Genomic DNA, 15,616 nt, shown 5'->3' with positions numbered 1-15,616 from the left:
ACGCGACGGAACGCGCGGCGGCGGGCCGGGCGGGCGCCTGTCGGGCCGAGCGGGCGGGCGCCTGTCGGGCCGAGCAGCGGGGCCCTCCCCGGTCAGTGCTCCGGTTCCTCCGTGACGAACTCGCACCAGACGCACTTGCCGCTGCCGCGCGGCTCCACGCCCCACAGATCGGAGATGCGGTCCACGAGCAGCAGGCCGCGGCCCGAGACGCCCGAGTCGCCGGCCTCGCGGCGGCGCGGGAGGGCGCTGGAGCGGTCCTCGACCTCGACGCGGAGACGGCGGTCGGGGCCGGCGAGCATCCGCAGGGTCACGATGGCGCCGCCGTCGGTGTGCATCAGGGCGTTGGTCACCAGCTCGTCGGCGACGAGCTCTATCTCGTCGGAGCGGCCGGCCGCGCCCCAGGCCCGTACGGCGGCCCGGATCATGTGGCGGGCGGAGCTGAGCGCCTCGGGGTCGTTCTGGCCGACGTGCTGCTGGAGACGGCCGCCGGCCTGCGGCGCGTGAAGGCCTTCACGGCGCAGCAGCAGGACCGCCACGTCGTCCTCGCCCCCACGCTCGTCGACGACGTCGCAGAGGTGGTCCGCGAGCTGGGCGAGGTCGCGCGGGCCGCGCTTGACCAGCGAGGAGAGCCACTGGAGCCCTTCGTCGAGGTCGGCGCCCGGCTTCTCGACCAGCCCGTCGGTGTACAGGAGCAAGGTCTGGCCCGGGTCGAGCTCGGCGGTCGTGACGGGGTAGTCGAGCCGCCCGAACTCGGCGGAGAGCCCGAGCGGCAGACCGCCCTCGACGGGGAGCCGGTGGGCGCTGCCGTCGGATTCCTGGACGAGCGGGTCGACATGGCCGGCGCGGACGATCTGGACGAGTCCGGTGCCGGGGTCGGCCTCGGCGTACGTGCAGGTGGCGAAGCGGTCGGTGTCGAGCTCGTGCAGGAAGACGGAGGCCCGGGCCATCACGGTGGCGGGGGTGTGGCCCTCGGCCGCGTACGCGCGCAGCACGATCCGCAGCTGGCCCATGACGGCGGAGGCGTGGGTGTCGTGGCCCTGGACGTCGCCGATGACGGCGCCGACCCGGCCGCCGGGCAGCGGGATGATGTCGTACCAGTCGCCGCCGATGTCCCGCCCGAACCGGGCGGAGCGGTAGCGGACGGCTATCTGGGTGCCGGGGACGTCGGGGATGCGGCGGGGCAGCATCGCCTGCTGGAGGCCCTCGGCGAGGTCGTGCTCCTGCTCGTAGAGCATGGCGCGCTGGAGGCTCTGGGCGATGGAGCTGCCGAGCGCGACGAGCAGATTGCGCTCGTCGGCGCTGAATCCGGTGCGGTCGCTGTAGAGCAGGCCGAGGGCGCCGATGGGGCGTGCCTGGGCGATCAGCGGGAGGTAGGCGGCGGAGGTGATGCCGAGGCCGCTGATGTGCGGCCACAGGACCGGGTAGGAGGCGGCGAAGTCCTCGGGCGACTCGATGAACCGGGGCCGCAGCGTGCGGACGACCTCGCTCATGGGGTACGGCTCGTCCACCCGGGTGAACCGGGTGCCGGGCACGAACGCGCCGGCGGGCCCCTCGGCCACCAGGTGGATGCGTCCGGCCTCCAGGAGGCCCATGACGAGGCTGGCCGCCCCGAACTGCTCCAGTCCCTGGGAGTCGTTGAGCAGGTCGATGATGTCCTGGACGGTGCGGGCGTGGGCGAGGGCGGCGGTCATGCCCTCCACGACGCTGGTGCGCTGCCGCCGGCCCTCGTCGAGGCCGAGCCGTGCGGCGGACTCGGTGAGCTCCTCGGAGGCGTCCCGGACGATGCCGACGATACGGAAGGGACGCCCGGTCTCGTCACGCCGGACGAGACCCTGGGTGTGCGTCCAGCGCTGGACGCCGGCGCGGGTGCGGATGCGGAAGTAGGCGCCGTAGCGCTCGCTGCCGTCCTTGAGGGCCTGGGCGACCAGGGCGTCGAGGCGGCGGCCCTCGTCGGACAGGACGCGCGAGCCGAGGGACGCGGGGTCGCCGTCGTACTCACCGGGGTCCACGTCGAACACGCGCAGGGCACCCTCGTCCATGGTCATCCGGCCGGTGAGCAGGTCCCAGTCGAAGCTGCCCATCCGGAACTCCAGGCCGAACTCCTGAAGGAAGCAACAGGTCGGCCCCGCCGAACCCGCCTCGCAGCGGCACCGATCGTCCGCCTCCCCGCCCCGTCTGCCCGCGTTCATGGGGGCCACGCTAGGCGCAGGCCCGCCCGCGCGCACGGCGAAGATCGGAACAGGTTCGCAACAACGTGCGAGCGGGGGCGCGGGAGGGGCGGGCGAGGCGGGCAGTCCGGGTGGACCGGGCATTCCGGTCGCGCCTGCCGCGCCGGTCGCACCGGCCGTCTCACCACCACACCGACCGCAACAGGCGCACCAGTCACTGTCCACAGTGATCACACCGGTCGCCGAGGGGGGCCGAGGGGGGGCCGAGGGGGGCCGAGGGGGGCCGAGGGGGGCTACAGAGCCGACGGGCCGACCGCCCGTCGGCTTCTCAGGACCTCAGCCCTCGAAGGTCTCGGGCTGCTGCGGCGCGGTCTCGACCGGGAACAGGTCCTCGAAGGAAGGCGGCGGCTCGGGGGTGGGGTGCTCGCCGGGTCCGTCCGGTCCGACCGGCGCGTCGGGCAGGGGAACGGGCGTCCCGCCGTCGGGAGTGCCGGGGCCTGACGGGTCGGGGAGGGGACCGTCGGGGAGGGGCGTGTCGGGGAGGGGCGTGTCGGGGGCGGGTACGGCGGTGAAGTCGTCCGGCGGGGGCGCGACCGGGTCCGGCCTCGTGGGCGGCGCGACGGGGTTCCTGGGCGTCGTCGGCTGCTGCGGAGCGGGGTGGTCCGGCACCGGCGGGGGCGGGGCGGTGAGGACGTCGCAGGCGGCGGGATCGCAGGGCGGCAGGACGTCGGGCCTGCGGTCCTGGTCGCCGACCGTGCCGGTCTTCCGCTCCAGCCAGGTGTTGTCCGCGTTGTTCACGATGACGAGGCTGCTGACGACCGCGGTGGTCGGGGTGATGGCGACGACCCGGTCCGGGCGGTAGCCGGCCCAGGGCCGGCCGGCGTGCGCGGCGCCGGGGGCGGCGGCCGGGGCACGCAGCGGGTTTCCGCAGGCGCAGCGGACGCGCGGGGTGCCGTACTGGTCGACGAGGACGGCGGTGCCGGCCTGGAGGACGGACTGGAAGGCGGTCGCGTGTCCTTCGCTGAAGCCGTGACTCGTGACGCGTACGTCGGTGCGCAGCAGCACGGGGGTGAGGCCGCGCAGCCAGCCGCCGATGTTGCTCTCCGGGATGCCGGCGGACTCGGCGAAGGCGTCGGCCCTGGCCTGGTCGGCCGTGAGGAAGGCGACCTGCTGCTCGATGTTGCAGCTGGCGACGGAGCGGGTGCCGCCGTAGAGCCCGGGGGTGGCGCCGGTGAGCGCCCGGCCGGGAGGCGCGGGGTCGTCGACGCCGGCGGCGGGTGGCGCGCTCGGGGTGCTCGGGGGGCCTTCCTGTGCGGTGGAGGCGGTGAAGGGGGCGGGGCCCTGGGCGCCGGCGGGCTGGAGCAGCACCTCGCGGACGGGGGCCGCGGCGGCGGTCTGCTCCGACCCGGGTTCGCCGGGTCGGGCGCCGGCGCAGCCCGCGAGCAGCACGGCGGAGGCCAGCGCGGCGAGGGAGAGCGCGGTGGCCCGTGCGGACGGGGGGCGCCCGAAGCGTCGTCGCGTGGGCCGGGGTGGTCCGGCCGGCTGTCGTCTGGTCGCTTCGCGCACTGCGTCTCCCACGTGTTCGCCCCGGGTCGTTCCTTCATGTCTGCCGCAGGGTCCGGGGGGTCGCAATCGGGGCGCGTCCATCCGGCGCCGGGGCATTCACCACCCCACCCTTGAACACGTTCAAGGGTGGGGTCTACGCTCACCCCCGAGAGCTTGAACATGTTCAAGAGGGGGGTTCCGTACCGTGTCCGTACTCGTCGGGCTGATCGTGATGCTGGGGATGCTGGTCGTCGTCCCGGCCGGGCTCCGGCTCGTCGACGGCCCTCAGCCGGCCACCCTGCGCCTGCTGCGCCGTGCCTGGCCGCTGCTCGCCGCCCCGGGGGCCGTCTCGCTCTGGCTGCCCCGCTCACCCCTGGCCGCGGCCCTGGCCGGGGTGTACGCCCTCGCCACGCTGGCGCTCGCCCTGCACGCGCCGGCCCGCCTGGCCCTGACCCGGAAGCCGGCCCCCGCGGAGATCGCGGTGCTCACGGCACTCGCGACGCCGTCCGTGGCGGGACTCGCCCTGGTCGCGGAGCGTGCCGGGTACGAGCTGTTCGGCTTTGAACTCGACATCCTCGCGCTGACCGTGCCGCACTTCCACTTCGCCGGCTTCACCGCCGCCCTGGTCGCGGGACTCGTGTGCCGTACGGCCGAGGGCCGCGCGACCCGGTTCGCGGCGGTCAGCGTCCCGCTCGGCACCCTGCTCGTCCTGCTCGGCTACTTCGTGGACGACTGGGCCGAACTCGCCGGAGCGCTCGTGCTCACCGCCGGCATGTGGGCCGTCGCCCTCACCACCTGGCGCGAGCTGCGCGCCACGGCACCCGACCCGGTCACCCGCGCCCTGCTCGGCGTCTCGGCCGCTGTCCTCGTCGCCACCATGCTGCTCGCGCTCAGCTGGGCGCTCGGCGAGGCCACCGGTCTTCCGCACCCGAGCCTGACCTGGATGGCCGCGACCCACGGCCTCGGCAACGCCCTCGGCTTCGCGCTCTGCTCGCTGCTCGCCTGGCGCCGGCTACGGCCGGCCCCGGCGGGCTCCCACCCGGCGGAGGGCCGGCCGACCCCGACGCCGGTCCCCCGCCCCGCCACCGCCACCGCCACCGCACCCACGCCCACCACCCTCGCCACCTCCCCCGCCACCGCTCACCGAACGGAGCTCCCGGCATGACCCGTCTCATCCGCAGCCTCTCGGACGCCCCCGCCCCGCTCCCCGGCGGGCCGAACTACCCCGAGGTCGGCGCCACCCGCACCGGGCCGCTCCCGGCCGGCTACCACCACCTCCACCACACCGTCCGGGTCGGCCGGGGCGAGGCCGCCTACGAGGCCGCCGGCGCCGCCGTGACCACCTGGGCGATGCACCGGGCCACGGGCGCCCGGGTGGACAGCGTCGCCGAGCGCGCCGAGCCGGGCGTCACCCTGGAGGTGTCGCTGGGCCTCGGCCCGGTCCGCTTCACGGCGCCCTGCCAGGTGATCTGGACCGCGTACACCGACCGCAGCACCGGCTTCGCGTACGGCACCCTCGCGGGGCACCCCGAGCGCGGCGAGGAGTCCTTCGTCGTCGACCTGCACGAGGACGGCACGGTCTGGTTCACGGTCACCGCCTTCAGCCGCGCCGCCGCCTGGTACACGCGGCTCGGCGGGCCGGTCGTGCGGGCGCTCCAGCTCGCGTACGCCCGCCGGCTCGGCCGCGCGCTGGCGGCTCTCGCCGCGGGCCGATGAGAGTTACGCTCCTTCTGTACTCACTCGTGCTCCCGTGAAGGAGGCGGCCATGAGCAGCCCGTACGACGAGTACACGAACCCCTCCCAGGCCGAGGGCGAGCGCCTCGACGAGGACATGGACACGCAGCAGAAGTCGCACGTCCACCCGCAGGTCATGCGGACCACCCCCTCCCAGGCGGAGGGCGAGCGGTCGGCGGACGAGGAAGAGGAGAAGCGCTGACCACCCCGGCCGACGACGGTCACCGCTGACAGCGGCCGCCGAGACCCGCTGCTGAGCTCCGGTGCTCGACGCGATGGAGTGGTTCACCGCCCCTGACTACTGGCTGAGCCGGATCCTGTTCCAACGGGGGCTCGCCGGGCTCTACCTCGTCGCGTTCCTTTCCGCCGCCCTCCAGTTCCGCGCGCTCATCGGCGAGCGGGGCATGCTGCCGGTGCCGGAGTACGTCCGCCTCGTGCCCGCCCGGCGGGCGCCCAGCCTCTTCCAGTGGCGCTATTCCGACCGGCTCTTCGCGACGGTCGCGTGGGGCGGCGCCGGCCTCGCCCTCGCGATGGCGGCCGGCGCGGGCGACGCGGTGCCGCTGCCGGTGTCGATGCTGCTGTGGCTGCTGCTGTGGGGGCTGTACCTGTCGATCGTGAACGTGGGGCAGACCTGGTACTCCTTCGGCTGGGAGTCGCTGCTCCTGGAGACCGGCTTCCTCGCCGTCCTGCTCGGCAACGACGACACCGGGCCGCCCGTCCTCGTCCTCTTCCTGCTGCGCTGGCTGCTCTTCCGGGTCGAGTTCGGCGCCGGGCTCATCAAGATCCGCGGCGATCAGTGCTGGCGGGACCTGACCTGCCTCTACCACCATCACGAGACCCAGCCGATGCCCGGCCCGCTCAGCTGGTTCTTCCACCATCTGCCGAAGCCGCTGCACAAGGTCGAGTGCGCCGCCAACCACGTCGTCCAGCTCGGTGTCCCGGTCCTGCTCTTCACCCCGCAGCCGATCGCGACGGTCGCGGCGGGGCTGATGATCGTCACCCAGCTGTGGCTGGTGCTCTCCGGCAACTTCGCCTGGCTGAACTGGCTGACCATCGTCCTCGCGCTCCCCGCCCTGGACGGTTCGCTCCTGGCCGGCCACCACCCGCAGCCCGAGGCGCCGCTCTGGTACGTGATCGTGGTCTGCGCCGCCACCGCCCTGATCCTGTTCCAGAGCCGGCACCCGGTGCGCAACCTGCTCACGCGGCGGCAGGCGATGAACCGCTCCTTCGACCCGCTCCACCTGGTCAACACCTACGGCGCGTTCGGCACGGTGGGCCGCGTCCGGGACGAGATCGCCGTCGAGGGCACGGACGATCCGGAGCCCGACGGGGACACCGTGTGGCGCGAGTACGGCTTCAAGGGCAAGCCCGGCGACCCGCGCCGGCTGCCGCGCCAGTTCGCGCCGTACCACCTACGGCTCGACTGGCTGATGTGGTTCGCGGCGCTCTCCCCCGGCTACGCCCGGGACTGGTTCGGCCCCTTCGTCGAGCGCCTGCTCGCCGGGGACCGCGACACCCTGCGGCTGCTGCGCCACAACCCGTTCCCCGACGCCCCGCCGACCCACGTACGGGCCCGGCTCTACCGCTACCGCTACACGACCTGGCGCGAGCTGCGCGAGACGGGGGCCTGGTGGCACCGGACGCTGCGGCGGGAGTACATGCCGCCGGTGCGGCTGCGCGAGCCGGTCGAGCGGGACTGAGCGGGCGGCGGGGCGAGCCGGTCGAGCGGGGTTGAGCGGGGCCAGGGGGCGAGCCGGTCGAGCGGGACTGAGCGGGGGCCGGCGCGCCGGGGCCAAGGAGCCTGGCAACGGCCGTCCCCACGGCACGCCCGTGCCCCGGCCGTGGGGTCGGCCGGGGCACGGGGCGAAGCGACGGTCTCGACTCAGTCGATACCGGGCAGGATGTGCGGCTCCGCGAGGTCGTCCTCGTAGCCGGCGAGGCGGATCGGGGCCGAACGCGCCCACACTTCGAGGCTGCCCAGCTCTCCCGACCGGCGCGTCCGCTCGGTCGGTTCGGCGGGGTCCTGCTCCTGCTTGGTCAGTTCTGGTGTCACCGCGCACTCCTCTGTGTCGCGTACCGATGGGGACGGGTGCCGTTCGGTCGCGGTGGCGCCGTTCTCCGGGCGGGGCCGCGGCCTTGGTGGCAGGCCAGTCCCCGGGCGGCCTTGGAGGTTCGGTAAACCCCGGTGGCCGACCACGAGCATCAGACTAACCAGATGAGCGCGTCAGCGCTCTATGGGGCGCCAAAGTGTGACGCGATCGAGTGACAATGGCCCGTTTGCCGAGGTCAACGCCCGATCATCGATCAAAATCACCGGCCCGAGAGGCCTCGTCGCGCCCCTCGCGAATCACCAGTTTCCGGGCGCGTAGTCCTTCATGAAGACGCCGTACAGGTCCTCGCCCTGCTCGCCGCGCACGATCGGGTCGTAGACCCGGGCCGCGCCGTCGACGAGGTCGAGCGGGGCGTGGAAGCCCTCCTCGGCGAGCCGCAGCTTGTCGAAGTGCGGACGCTCGTCGGTGATCCAGCCGGTGTCGACGGAGGTCATGAGGATGCCGTCGGTCTGGAACATCTCCTGGGCGCTGGTCCGCGTCACCATGTTGATCGCGGCCTTGGCGGCGTTGGTGTTCGGGTGCCCGGCGCCCTTGTAACCGCGGCCGAAGACACCCTCCATCGCGGAGACGTTCACGACGTACGCGCGCTTGCTGGCCGCCTTGGCGGCGGCCTCGGCCATCGACGGGCGCAGCTTGCTGATCAGGATGAACGGCGCGGTGTAGTTGCACAGCTGGGTCTCGAGGAGCTCCACCGGCGAGATCTGCTCGATGGTCTGCACCCAGGTGTTGCTCTCGACGACGTCCGGCACCAGGCCGCCCGCGTCGATGGCGGTGCCGGCGTGGTGACGCTCGATGCTGGCGTTGCCCGCGACGAGGGCGAGGTCGGCCACCTGCTGGGCGTCGAGCCCGCTCACGCCGGCCGGCAGCGCGGCGGGACCGCCGAGCTCACCGACGGCGCCGGAGTTGAAGGCGCCGATGACGTGGTGCGCGGGGAGCTCGCCGGCGGGCAGCGGGGCGCTCTCACCCTCGACGAGGGCGGCGTACGCGGTGGGCAGCCGGCGCACGGTCTGCGTCGCGTTGTTCACCAGGATGTCCAGCGGCCCGGCCTCGGCGACCTGGTCGGCGAGGGCCACGGCCTGCGCCGGGTCGCGGAGGTCGATGCCGACGACCTCCAGGCGGTGCATCCAGTCCGCCGAGTCCTCCATCGCCTTGAAACGGCGGATGGCGTCCTTGGGGAAGCGGGTGGTGATGGTGGTGTGCGCGCCGTCGCGGAGCAGCCGCAGCGCGATGTACATGCCGATCTTGGCCCGGCCGCCGGTGAGCAGGGCGCGCTTGCCGGTGAGGTCGGCGCGGGCGTCGCGCTTGGCGCGGTTCTCCGCGGCGCAGTTCTGGCAGAGCTGGTGGTAGAAGTAGTCGACCTCGACGTACCGCTGCTTGCAGACGTAGCAGGAACGGGGGCGCTGGAGTATGCCCGCGATCCGGCCGGCCTCGGTGACCGAGGAGGGCAGGATGCCCTCGGTCTCGTCGTCGATGCGCTGAGCGGAGCCGGTCGCGGTGGCCTCGGTGACCGCCTTGTCGTTGGCGGTCTTGGCCGCGCGGCGCTCCTGGCGGCGGCGCTGCTTCACGGTCCGGTAGATGCCGGCGGTGGCGCGGCGGACGGTGATCGCGTCCGGGTGGTCGACCTCCAGCTTGTCGAGCTCGTCGAGCACGCTCAGGCAGACGGCCAGGCGCTCGGGGTCGATGCCCGGCCCGTACTCCTGGGTCTCTTCAGTCACCGTCATGCCGTCGTCGTTCCTCGATCGCTCGTGCCGTCGCATCCGGATGGCGTGTTCGGCGTTTCCGAAGACGCAACTTTACGGAGCGGAGGGCCGCCGCTCCAAACCCGTACGGGGAGGGTGGTCGAACACACAGTCGCCGCACAGGCCGCCGGAGGGGCAGCGGTAGTAGAGGCAGCAGCTGGTACGGCGCAGGGCGGGGCCGCGGACGGTGCCGGCCAGGTCGGGGTGGTCGAGCAGGCCCTGCACGAGGGCGGTGGCGCGCCGGGCGGCCTCGGGGCGGTCGTGGGCGCGTGCCCAGCGGAGGAGTTCGCGGAGCGCGCCGGCGAGCGCGGAGCCGGCGTTGCCCCAGAGCAGCCGGGGCGAGATCCGGCCGTCCCGGGCGAAGGCGGCGTGCAGCGGGACGAGGTGCCCCTCGTGGACGGCGGCGCGCAGCTCGGTCACGGTGCCCGGGCGGGTAGCGGTGCCGGACCACCACAGGTCGTCGGGGGAGGTGAGCGCGCCGTCCCAGTGGAGGGTGTCGGGCGTCAGGTCGGGGAAGCGGCCGTGCAGGGCGGCGGGCCCGAGGGCGGTGGACCAGAGCCGGGCGGCGAGCCCGAGGTGGGCGACCGACGCGCCGACCCGGCGTTCGGGGGCGCCGAGGCGGGCGGCGACCCGGTCGACGCGCGCGGTGAGCGGGGCGTCGCCGTGCCCGTCGTACAGCTCCGCGAGGGGCCGGTGGGCGCCGGCGTCCGGCGGGAGGGGGCTGGTGCGCAGCGCGAAGAAGCCGCCGACCTGTGCGCTTTCGTCGAGATCCACATCCGCATCTTTCCACCCACCGGAATCGCGGCGATCGCGTTCGGCCACTCTTGATCAAGAACTGGTCAAGTAGGGACCAAGAGACGTCAAAGGGCGAGGGTGAGCACGACGCTCGGCCCATGACTGTGACCCATCACCCGACGAAGGCCGGCCGCCGAGGCGTCCTCGCGCTCGGGCTCGCCGCCCTGACCACCGCCGCCGTGCCGACCGCCGCCGTCCCGGCCGTCGCGGCCGTTCCGGGCCCCCGGCGCCCCGCCGGCCCGCTCTCCCCCGCCGCCGCGCTCGCCGAACTCCGCGCGGGCAACGCCCGCTTCGCCGCGCTCCAGCAGCGATACCCGCACCAGGACGCGGCCCGGCGGGCCGCCGTCGCCGTCTCCCAGCACCCGATGGCCACCGTCATCGGCTGCATAGACTCGCGCGTCCCGCCGGAGCTCGTCTTCGACCAGGGCCTCGGCGACCTGCTCTCCGTGCGCTCCGCGGGACAGGCCCTCGACGAGGCCGTGCTCGGCTCGATCCAGTTCGGTGTCGAGGAACTGCACGTCGGGCTGGTCGTGGTGCTCGGCCACGAGCGGTGCGGAGCGGCGGCCGCCGCCGTCGAGTACGTCCGCACCGGCAACCCCGTCGAGGGGCACCTGGAGCGGGTGGTCGAGGAACTCGCCCCCGCGGCGCGGGCGACCCGGCACCTGCCCGGCGACTGGGTGGAGAACACCGTGCGGGCCAATGTGGACCGGGTCACCCGGCGACTGGCTCGGGATGCGGCCTTTTCGGATGCCCTGATCGTCGGTGCCCGCTTCGACCTGGACACCGGAAAGGTCGCTTTCCACCCGGCCTGACCTGCGAGGGCGTACATCCCAGGAGGTATGCGGCGGCCGCGTACTCCATCCGCGGTACCTCCGATCGCGTTCCCTGGTACGACGACGTGACGGCTCGGAAGAGAGATCGTGGAGGTATGAGCCCCCTCCTGCTGTCCGTGCTCCTCTCTTTGGTCTCCGCGGTCGCCTACGCGGCCGCGGCGATCGTGCAGGAGCGGGTCGCCGCCTCGGCCGCCGGCCCGCGCTACGCGCCGCTGCGCCGACCGGCGTGGTGGGGCGCCGTCGGGCTCAACGGGGCCGGCGCGGCCCTGCACGTCGCGGCGCTCGCCTACGGGCCGCTCAGCCTGGTGCAGCCGCTCGGCGCCCTCACCATCGTGTTCGCCCTGCCCATGGCGGCGCTGTTCGTCGGCCGCCGGGCCGGCCGCGCCGCCTGGTGGGGCGCCGTGATGGCGACCGCGGGACTGGCCGGAATGCTCAGCCTCACCGGCGGCACGAGCGCCCAGTCCCTGGCCGGCGACGAGCGCCGGCTGCTCGCGATCGGGGCCTTCGGCGTCGTCGCGCTGCTCTTCGGGGCGGCCCATGTGGTGGGGCGCTCGGTACTGCGGGCCGTGATCCTGGCCGCCGCGGCCGGCGTCGCCTTCGGCATCGCCTCGGTGTTCACCAAGACGGTGGCGGTCGACTTCACACCGCACGCCCCGCTGGCCCAGTGGCCGAGTCTGCTGGTCCTCTCGGCGCTGGCCGTCACCGGGCTGCTGCTCTCCCAGGCCTCCTACCGGGGCGCGGGGCTCGCGGCCCCGCTGGCCACGGTGACCGTGGTCAACCCGGTGGTCGCCGCGGCCGTCGGACTGACCCTCTTCGGCGAGTCCTTCCGCTACGGCACGGCCGGCACCGTCGCCGCGCTGATCTGCGGCGCGGTGGCGGCGGGCGGCCTGGTCCGGCTCACCCTCGACCGCATGGCGACGGCCGAGGACTCGCCGTCGGTGTCATCGGGGTCATCGGTGTCAGATGGACACACCGCGGGCCCGGAGGTACGCCAGCGGGTCGATGTCGGACCCGTACCCGGGACCCGTGCGCACCTCGAAGTGGAGGTGCGGTCCCGAACTGTTGCCGGTCGATCCTGACCGCGCGATCCGCTGTCCGGCGCCCACCCGCTGCCCCTCCCGCACGGTGAGCGCGGAGAGGTGCGCGTACTGGCTGTAGCGCCCGTCCTCGTGCCGGATGACGACCTGGTACCCGTACGCCCCGCCCCACCCGGCGGACACGACCCGCCCGGCGGCCACGGCCCGCACGGAGGTGCCGGTGGGCACGGGGAAGTCGACGCCGGTGTGGTAGCCACTGGACCAGGAGGACCCGGCGACGCGGTAGCGGGTGCCGATGTCGGTGTCGGCGACGGGCGAGGTGTAGCGGACGGCGGGCCGGGCGGCGGGCTTGGGGGCGGCGGGCTTCGTGGCCGGCCTGGCGGCCGGGGGCCGCGGGGCGGCGGGCCTGGCGGCGGCCACGGGCTTGGTGACGGGCTTGGCGGGCGGCTTCACCGCCGGCCTCGGCTGGACGGGCGGCGCCGGTCGCGCGGACGGCTTCTGCTGCGCGGGCGGCTTGGGCTGCGCCGGCTGCGTGGGCGGCTTCGGCCTCGTGGGCGGCTTCGGCTTGGCGTGCGGGGGCGCGTCGGGCCGTCCGGCCGCGGGCTTCGGGGGCGCCGCGGGGGCGGGGGCGGCCATCCGGAGGGTGAGCCGCTGACCGGGAAGGATCAGGTCGGGGTCGTCGCCGACGACCGCGCGGTTGCGCTCGTAGAGCTTCTGCCAGCCGCCTCTGACGTGCTCGTCGCGGGCGATCTTCGAGAGGGAGTCGCCGGGCGTGACCGTGTACATCTCGCGGACGGTCGGCACGGTGGTCGGGCTCGCGGGCTTCTTCGCCTGGACCGGCCTGGCGGAGTGGGTCCGCTGGGCCGGTAACGCGGCGTCCGCGAGCGGCCGCGCGCCCGCGCTCTGCGGAGCGATGTCGGGGGCCGGGCCGCCCCGTTCGAGCCCGGCGCGCGGTCCGCAGGCGGGCCAGGCGCCGGGACCCTGGCCCTTGAGGACGCGTTCGGCGACGGCGATCTGCTGGTCCTTGGAGGCGAGGTCGGCGCGCGGCGCGAAGTGCGTCCCGCCGTACGCCTCCCAGGTGGACTGGCTGAACTGCAGTCCGCCGAAGTAGCCGTTGCCGGTGTTGATCTGCCAGTGGGACGAGGACTCGCAGGAGGCGAGCTTCTCCCAGACGTCGAGCGAGGCGGCCTGCGCCGAGCCCGCGCCGATCAGCGGCAGGGCCATGCCGGCGCCGCCGGCGGTGACGGTGAGCGAGGCACGGTTGATCCGGCTCGGCTGGGACCGACGGTGTTTCCCGCGTACGGCCATGAGCCCCCCTTGAACGCATCGGCAGTCGCCCACGGTAAGGGCGGGCAACCGTGCGTGACAAGGCCTTCGGGGCGATCCCGCGCCTCTTCCGTCACATCCCCGCGGGCCCCGGCTGCGGCTGGGGCTCGGGCTCCGGCACGGGAACGGGGCTGGGGTCGGGAGGCGGAACCGGGCCGGGCGGCGGAACGGGCGGGGGCACCGGCGGCGGGGCCGGCGGCGGCAACGGGTCCGGGATCGGGGGCTGGGTCATGGCGACTCCCATGTGCGCGCGGACAGGTCGGGGGACCAGCGTCCCCCCGTCCGTCTGCCCCCGCGCGCGGGACCCATTCTTCCGGGTGGGTGTCCGGCCCGCTGTCAGGGCGGACACCCCTCGCTCACCGGAGCCCCGGCGTGGCTTGCGCGGTGGCTCAGACCTGCGCGGGTACGGCGTGCGGCGCGCGGACCGTGTCGCTCCCCGGCACCGGCGCGGAGGCGTCGCCGCCGAGCTCCACGATGCGGTTGTCCGCGTCGACGTGCACGACGCTCGGCACGAACGCACGGGCCTCCGCGTCCGTCACCTGGGCATAGCTGATGAGGATCACGAGATCGCCGGGGTGCACGAGGTGGGCGGCGGCCCCGTTGATCCCGATCACGCCCGAGCCGCGCTCGCCCTCGATGACGTAGGTCTCCAAGCGGGCCCCGTTGTCGATGTCGACGATATGGACCAGCTCGCCGGGCAGCAGATCGGCGGCGTCCATCAGGTCGGCGTCGATCGTGACGGAGCCGACGTAGTGGAGGTCGGCCTGGGTCACGGTGGCGCGGTGGATCTTGGACTTGAACATGGTGCGCAGCATGTTGGACTCCTGGAAGACGGCTCCCTGCCTGCTTTGTGCAGGTCAAGGGCGTCCTCGACCTTACACCGGCACCCCCGTCCGATGTTTGTGAGGAACATCGCTCCGGTCGGGCTGGACGGCCTCCCACCTGGGGTTTCGCGCCGCACCGGCGCCTGCCGGGGTGGACCGTCGACTCGCTTCCCCGGAGAACACCTCGGAGTTGCCGCCGGGCAACCGGTCGCCGCAAGCCAGGCCGTACCCCTTGCGTTCCGCATTCCGCCGCGGCCGGTCCACCGCCGGGCATTCAGAACGGCCCGGGTCCCGCGGACGGGACCCGGGCCGGTGGTTCAGCGGTTGGGCTCCTGCATCGTGACGCAGTGGGCGCCTCCGCCGCCGTTGCCGTAGAGGTTGTCGAGGTTGAGCTGGACGACGGGGCGGCCGTAGGCGGCGGCGATGGCCGACTTGGCCGCCGCGTCCTTGGCGGTGTCTCCGAACTGGGTGGTGATGATCGCCTGGTTGGTGACCGTCCAGTTCATGTAGGAGCTGAGGAAGTCGGCCTGCTTGCCCGCCTGGACGCGGGGCAGGGTGTCGGGTCCTTCGATGGTGAGGACCTGGAGCCGGCGGCCCCTGGCGTCGGTCGCGGCGACCAGGGTGTCGCGGATGGCCTGGGCGTTGGCGGTCCAGACGTCGGGGCGTACGGCGCCGGCCAGCTGCACCATGACCACGCCGGGCCTGATGTAGCGGGCGGTGCCGTCGATGTGGCCATCGGTGACGTCCTGACCGGTGACGCCGGGCAGCCAGATCATCTTCGACGCGCCGAACCGGGACAGGAGTTCCGCCTCGATCTGGCTCCGCGTCTTGCCGGGGTTGCGGTTGGCGTTCAGCCAGCAGCTCTCGGTGGCCATCAGGGTGCCGTCGCCGTCGTACTCCACGCCGCCGCCCTCGCCGACCACGGACGCCTTCGCGAACGGGGCGCCGCTGTAGGCGGCGACCTTCGGCGCGACCGTGCGGTCCTTGTCGTAGGCGGAGGCGGGGAGGCCGTAGAAGGTCGTGGCGTTCTCGCCCCAGGCGTTGAAGTTGAGGCCGAAGGCGTCGAGGCCGCCCGCCCCGTCGACGCGGAACAGCGGGCCGGTGTCCCGCATCCAGCAGTCCGAGACCGGAATCGAGCTGATCACGGTGACCGTGGAGCCGCACATGGTCCTGGCCTGCGAGGCGGCGGACGAGCCGTCCGCACACATGACGACCGGCTCGTACTTGGCGACTTCCCTGGCGAGCTTGGCGATGTCGGCCTGGATCTTGGACAGCAGGTTGCCCCAGATCGTGTAGCTGGACGGCCAGGCCATCCAGGTCCGCCTGTGCGACTCGTCCTCACCGGGGACCCTCCAGGACGCGGCCATGGCGGGCTGGATCCCGCCGAGGACGGGTCCGGCCGCCAGGGCGGCCGCGACCGCTCCGGTTCGGGCCAGGAGGCTTCTGCGGCTGATGCCCGGTCGTTCGCCGTCGTGCTCTGTCTTCACGTGGTGCTCCTTCTCTC

General features: G+C 74.0%; 14 protein-coding genes. 6 read left to right on the top strand and 8 right to left on the bottom strand.

Going from position 1 to position 15,616, the window contains the following annotated elements; all coding sequences use genetic code 11:
- Positions 1 to 92: 92 nt before the first annotated feature.
- Complete coding sequence (locus ACIGXE_RS16035) at positions 93 to 2,189, bottom strand: SpoIIE family protein phosphatase (protein ID WP_399747614.1); 2,097 nt, start codon at positions 2,187 to 2,189, stop codon at positions 93 to 95.
- A 315-nt stretch (positions 2,190 to 2,504) separates the two neighbouring features.
- The gene (locus tag ACIGXE_RS16030; protein WP_399747613.1) at positions 2,505 to 3,734 is read right to left on the bottom strand and encodes a DUF6777 domain-containing protein; all 1,230 of its coding nucleotides are present in this window, start codon (positions 3,732 to 3,734) and stop codon (positions 2,505 to 2,507) included.
- Positions 3,735 to 3,918: 184 nt separating this feature from the next.
- On the opposite strand from ACIGXE_RS16030, the gene ACIGXE_RS16025 reads away from it, so the two are divergent.
- The 4 genes from ACIGXE_RS16025 to ACIGXE_RS16010 all read left to right on the top strand — a co-directional run bounded on the left by ACIGXE_RS16025 (position 3,919) and on the right by ACIGXE_RS16010 (position 7,147).
- Positions 3,919 to 4,878 (top strand): YndJ family protein, encoded by a 960-nt coding sequence (locus ACIGXE_RS16025; RefSeq protein ID WP_399747611.1) that lies wholly within the window; start codon positions 3,919 to 3,921, stop codon positions 4,876 to 4,878.
- Positions 4,875 to 5,429 carry a DUF1990 family protein gene (locus ACIGXE_RS16020; RefSeq protein ID WP_399747610.1) on the top strand — a complete coding sequence of 185 codons (555 nt, stop codon included), beginning with the start codon at positions 4,875 to 4,877 and terminating at the stop codon, positions 5,427 to 5,429. Before ACIGXE_RS16025 ends, ACIGXE_RS16020 begins: the two co-directional genes overlap by 4 nt.
- Positions 5,430 to 5,478: 49 nt before the next feature.
- Positions 5,479 to 5,649: a hypothetical protein gene (locus tag ACIGXE_RS16015; protein ID WP_399747608.1), complete on the top strand. Its 171-nt coding sequence runs from the start codon at positions 5,479 to 5,481 to the stop codon at positions 5,647 to 5,649.
- Positions 5,650 to 5,722: 73 nt separating this feature from the next.
- Entirely contained in the window at positions 5,723 to 7,147 is a 1,425-nt protein-coding gene (locus ACIGXE_RS16010) for a lipase maturation factor family protein (protein WP_399747850.1), read from the top strand.
- Between the two features lie 182 nt (positions 7,148 to 7,329).
- Here ACIGXE_RS16010 and ACIGXE_RS16005 read toward each other — a convergent pair whose 3' ends face one another.
- From ACIGXE_RS16005 to ACIGXE_RS15995, 3 genes are all read right to left on the bottom strand, one after another.
- A complete protein-coding gene (locus ACIGXE_RS16005) occupies positions 7,330 to 7,500 on the bottom strand; it encodes a hypothetical protein (protein ID WP_399747607.1) in 171 nt (56 codons plus the stop codon).
- Positions 7,501 to 7,794: 294 nt separating this feature from the next.
- On the bottom strand, positions 7,795 to 9,279 hold the full coding sequence (locus tag ACIGXE_RS16000) for an SDR family NAD(P)-dependent oxidoreductase (RefSeq protein WP_399747605.1): 1,485 nt from the start codon (positions 9,277 to 9,279) through the stop codon (positions 7,795 to 7,797).
- Positions 9,280 to 9,351: 72 nt separating this feature from the next.
- Positions 9,352 to 10,071 carry an IucA/IucC family C-terminal-domain containing protein gene (locus ACIGXE_RS15995; RefSeq protein ID WP_399747603.1) on the bottom strand — a complete coding sequence of 240 codons (720 nt, stop codon included), beginning with the start codon at positions 10,069 to 10,071 and terminating at the stop codon, positions 9,352 to 9,354.
- Between the two features lie 119 nt (positions 10,072 to 10,190).
- Here ACIGXE_RS15995 and ACIGXE_RS15990 point away from each other — a divergent pair, with 119 nt between their 5' ends.
- Together ACIGXE_RS15990 and ACIGXE_RS15985 are read left to right on the top strand one after the other, a co-directional pair.
- Positions 10,191 to 10,904 (top strand): carbonic anhydrase, encoded by a 714-nt coding sequence (locus tag ACIGXE_RS15990; RefSeq protein WP_399747601.1) that lies wholly within the window; start codon positions 10,191 to 10,193, stop codon positions 10,902 to 10,904.
- 116 nt (positions 10,905 to 11,020) lie between these two features.
- Positions 11,021 to 12,004 carry a DMT family transporter gene (locus ACIGXE_RS15985; protein WP_399747599.1) on the top strand — a complete coding sequence of 328 codons (984 nt, stop codon included), beginning with the start codon at positions 11,021 to 11,023 and terminating at the stop codon, positions 12,002 to 12,004.
- Here the strand turns inward: ACIGXE_RS15985 and ACIGXE_RS15980 are convergent.
- The 3 genes from ACIGXE_RS15980 to ACIGXE_RS15970 all read right to left on the bottom strand — a co-directional run bounded on the left by ACIGXE_RS15980 (position 11,885) and on the right by ACIGXE_RS15970 (position 15,599).
- Positions 11,885 to 13,270: a transglycosylase family protein gene (locus ACIGXE_RS15980; RefSeq protein WP_399747597.1), complete on the bottom strand. Its 1,386-nt coding sequence runs from the start codon at positions 13,268 to 13,270 to the stop codon at positions 11,885 to 11,887. The genes ACIGXE_RS15985 and ACIGXE_RS15980 overlap by 120 nt on opposite strands.
- 407 nt (positions 13,271 to 13,677) lie before the next feature.
- On the bottom strand, positions 13,678 to 14,103 hold the full coding sequence (panD, locus tag ACIGXE_RS15975; RefSeq protein ID WP_399747595.1) for an aspartate 1-decarboxylase: 426 nt from the start codon (positions 14,101 to 14,103) through the stop codon (positions 13,678 to 13,680).
- Between the two features lie 326 nt (positions 14,104 to 14,429).
- Positions 14,430 to 15,599, bottom strand: coding sequence for an agmatine/peptidylarginine deiminase (locus ACIGXE_RS15970; protein WP_399747593.1), 1,170 nt, complete (start codon positions 15,597 to 15,599; stop codon positions 14,430 to 14,432).
- Positions 15,600 to 15,616: the final 17 nt, after the last annotated feature.

The sequence above is a fragment of the Streptomyces sp. NPDC053431 genome, from assembly GCF_044544925.1.
Taxonomy (GTDB): domain Bacteria; phylum Actinomycetota; class Actinomycetes; order Streptomycetales; family Streptomycetaceae; genus Streptomyces.
The sequence above is the reverse complement of the archived record's forward strand: the minus strand, read 5'-3'. Positions and strand labels throughout refer to the sequence as shown.